Raw genomic sequence first — 3,571 nt, 5'->3', positions numbered from 1 at the left:
CGGGGCGTGGTTGTATTTGAGCCACGCGGCCGCGCCGGGGGGGGGGGGTGGGGGGGGGCGCGGGGGCGGCGCGCGGGCCGCCCCCCGCGCCCCCCCCCCCCGCACCGCGCCGCTGACGGGGTCGATCCGCCGCTTGTCACGGATCACGACCCGCGGCTGCTCGTCCCCCTGGCTCATCGGCGGTCGCTGTCCTCGTCGACGATCTCGGCGTCGACGACGTCGTCGTCCCCGGACGGGGCCGACGCACCCGCAGCACCTCCGGCCGCGCCCGGCGCACCGTCACCGGTGCCGGCCGCGCCGGCCTCGGCCTGCTGGGCGTAGAGCGCCCCGCCGACCTCCTGCGAGATGCGGGCGACCTTCTCCTGGGCCGACTTGATCGCGGCGATGTCCGAGCCGCCGAGAGCGGAGCGCAGCTCGGTCAGGGCCTCGCCGAGCTCCTCCTTCTTGTCGGCCGGGATGCGCTCGCCGTTCTCCGCGAGGAACTTCTCGGTCTGGTACTGCAGCGACTCGGCCAGGTTGCGGGTCTCGGCCTCCTCGCGGCGGCGCTTGTCCTCCTCGGCGTGGGCCTCGGCGTCGCGCATCATCCGCTCGATGTCCTCCTTGGGGAGGGCCGAGCCGCCGGTGATGGTCATCGACTGCTCCTTGCCCGTGCCCAGGTCCTTGGCGGACACGTGCACGATGCCGTTGGCGTCGATGTCGAAGGCGACCTCGATCTGCGGCACGCCGCGCGGCGCCGGCGGCAGACCGGTCAGCTCGAACATGCCGAGCTTCTTGTTGTACATCGCCATCTCACGCTCGCCCTGGAACACCTGGATCTGCACGGAGGGCTGGTTGTCGTCGGCCGTCGTGAAGATCTCCGAGCGCTTGGTCGGGATCGTGGTGTTGCGCTCGATGAGCCGGGTCATGATGCCGCCCTTGGTCTCGATGCCCAGGGACAGCGGGGTGACGTCGAGGAGCAGGACGTCCTTGACCTCGCCCTTCAGGACGCCGGCCTGCAGCGCGGCGCCGATGGCGACGACCTCGTCGGGGTTGACGCCCTTGTTGGGCTCCTTGCCACCGGTCAGCTCGCGGACGAGCTCGGTGACGGCCGGCATCCGGGTGGAGCCACCGACCAGGACGACGTGGTCGATCTCGGCGACCGAGACGCCGGCGTCGCGGATGGCCTGGTTGAACGGCGCGCGGGCGCGGTCGAGCAGGTCCTGGGTCAGTCGCTGGAACTCGGCCCGGGTGATCGTGACGTCGAGGTGCAGCGGCCCCTCCGCCCCGGCGGTGATGTAGGGCAGGTTGACGTTGGTCGACTGCGCACCCGACAGCTCGATCTTGGCCTTCTCGGCGGCCTCGCGGAGCCGCTGCATGGCCAGCTTGTCCTTGGACAGGTCGATGCCGTTCTGGGCGTTGAACGTCTGCACCAGGTGCTTGACGACGCGCTCGTCCCAGTCGTCGCCACCGAGGTGGTTGTCACCGGCGGTGGCCTTCACCTCGATGACGCCCTCGCCGATCTCCAGCAGCGAGACGTCGAAGGTGCCGCCGCCGAGGTCGAAGACGAGGATCGTCTGCTCGGTCTCGCCCTTGTCCAGGCCGTAGGCCAGCGCGGCCGCGGTCGGCTCGTTGACGATGCGCAGGACGTTGAGGCCCGCGATCTCACCGGCCTCCTTGGTGGCCTGGCGCTGCGCGTCCTCGAAGTAGGCGGGGACGGTGATGACGGCGTCGGTCACCGGCTCGCCCAGGTAGGTCTCGGCGTCCCGCTTGAGCTTCTGCAGGATGCGGGCGCTGATCTCCTGCGGCGTGTAGCGCTTGCCGTCGATCTCGCCGGTCTTCCAGTCGGTGCCCATGTGGCGCTTGACCGACCGGATGGTGCGGTCGACGTTGGTGACGGCCTGGTTCTTGGCCGACTGCCCGACGAGGACCTCGCCGTTCTTGGCGAAGGCGACGACGGAGGGCGTGGTGCGCGAGCCCTCGCTGTTGGCGATGACCGTCGGCTCGCCGCCCTCCAGGACGGTGACGACGGAGTTGGTGGTGCCGAGGTCGATACCGACCGCTCGTGCCATGGAGCTGGCTCCTGTTCGTGTGCGTGCGGGTGCCTTGCTGGGTCGTGCGGCGAGTTGGCGTCCGCCTTGCGCGGGGTCCGCTCAACTTTCCTGCCCACCCTAACGGCACGCCTGCGGACGGTGTTCCCAGGGTGGGGACGACCATCCGCCGTGACCCGCGTCACACTCGGCGCCCGGGAGTCCCGCGTCCCCGATGCGCCGCCGCGCTCGTCGCGCGGTGCCCGACCTCCTCTGCGCGACGACCACCTTCGTCGCGCGGTGCCCGACCTCTCGCTGCGGAGTGAGGTCGGGCACCGCGAGGTGCGGCTACCCGGCCCGCGCGCCGGCTGTCCACAGATCGCCGAGCGGCGGCCGTCCGGGCGGAGGGCATCGCCAGGCTGGGCCGGTGCACCCCGTCCTCCGCGCCGCGGCCGAGCGCCAGTTCGGCTTGTTCACGACCGTCGACGCCCGCCGCGCGGGATACGGACACGACGAGATCCGGTCCCTGTGCTCCACCGGCAGGTGGGTGCGGCTGCGGCGGGGCGTCCACACGACCGCCGAGCGGCTGGGGGATCTCGGCGCGCGCCGGCACGCTGCCGACTGCCTGGCCGCCCTGCTGTTCCTCGACCGGCCGGACACCGTGATCAGCCACGGCTCGGCAGCGCGGCTCCTCGGACTCCCCGTGTGGGACGGCCTCGACCGGACCGTCCGGCTGACCGACCCCGGCCAGTGGCGGGCGAGCGCGACGTTCCGGATGAACCGTGCGCCGCTGAGCGCCGGGGAGGTGGTCCGGCGCGGTCCCTTCCTCCTGACCTCCACGACCCGCACGCTCGTCGACTGTGCTCGGGAGTGGCCACTCGAGCGCGCTGTCGTCGCGATGGACGCCGCCCTGCTCGCCGGAGCGACGACGCACCGGGAGCTGTCCGGCGTCGTCGCGGCTCAGCACTGCTGGCGGGGTACGCCCCGCGCCCGGCGGGCGATCGTGCTGGCCGACGGACGCGCGGAGTCGCCTCCGGAGACCCGGGGACGGCTGCGCCTCGTCGGATCGGGACTGCCGCCTTCGGAGCTGCAGGTCGAGATCCGCACCGAGGGTCGGCTGGTCGGCGTCGTCGACGCCTGGTTCGACGACGCCGCGGTCGCGGTCGAGTTCGACGGTCGCGTCAAGTACACGGACCCGTGGCGCGAGCGGTCCGCGGGTCAGGTCCTGTGGGACGAGAAGCGGCGCGAGGACGACCTCCGCGCCTTGGGCATCCGCGTCGTCCGGATCGCCGACGCCGACCTCGGCGACCGCTGGCCGGCCGTCGCAGCCGATCTCACCCGCCTCCTGGCCGCGCCGGGACCCACCGTCCGGCGCTTCAGCGCCACGCCACGGACACAGGGTCGACGACGGTCCGCGTGACCACCCGCACCGTGGGGGGGGGGGGGGGGGGCGGGGGGGGGGGGGGGGGGGGGGGGGGGGGGGGGGGGGGGGGGGGGGGGGGGGGGGGGCGGGGGGGGGGGGGGGGGGGGGGGGGGGTGGGGGGGGGGGGGGGGGGGGGGGGGGG

2 protein-coding genes are annotated in these 3,571 nt (G+C 73.5%); one reads left to right on the top strand and one right to left on the bottom strand.

Annotated features, from left to right (window positions below; all coding sequences use genetic code 11):
• Positions 1-173: 173 nt before the first annotated feature.
• The gene (dnaK, locus tag ACI79V_RS24270; RefSeq protein ID WP_456878121.1) at positions 174-2,048 is read right to left on the bottom strand and encodes a molecular chaperone DnaK; all 1,875 of its coding nucleotides are present in this window, start codon (positions 2,046-2,048) and stop codon (positions 174-176) included.
• 385 nt (positions 2,049-2,433) lie between these two features.
• Between dnaK and ACI79V_RS24265 the strand changes: the two genes are divergently transcribed.
• Positions 2,434-3,426, top strand: coding sequence for a type IV toxin-antitoxin system AbiEi family antitoxin domain-containing protein (locus ACI79V_RS24265; RefSeq protein WP_456893483.1), 993 nt, complete (start codon positions 2,434-2,436; stop codon positions 3,424-3,426).
• The last annotated feature ends 145 nt before the right edge of the window (positions 3,427-3,571 follow it).

The sequence above is a fragment of the Geodermatophilus sp. SYSU D00700 genome (assembly GCF_054050255.1).
The sequence above is the reverse complement of the archived record's forward strand: the minus strand, read 5'-3'. Positions and strand labels throughout refer to the sequence as shown.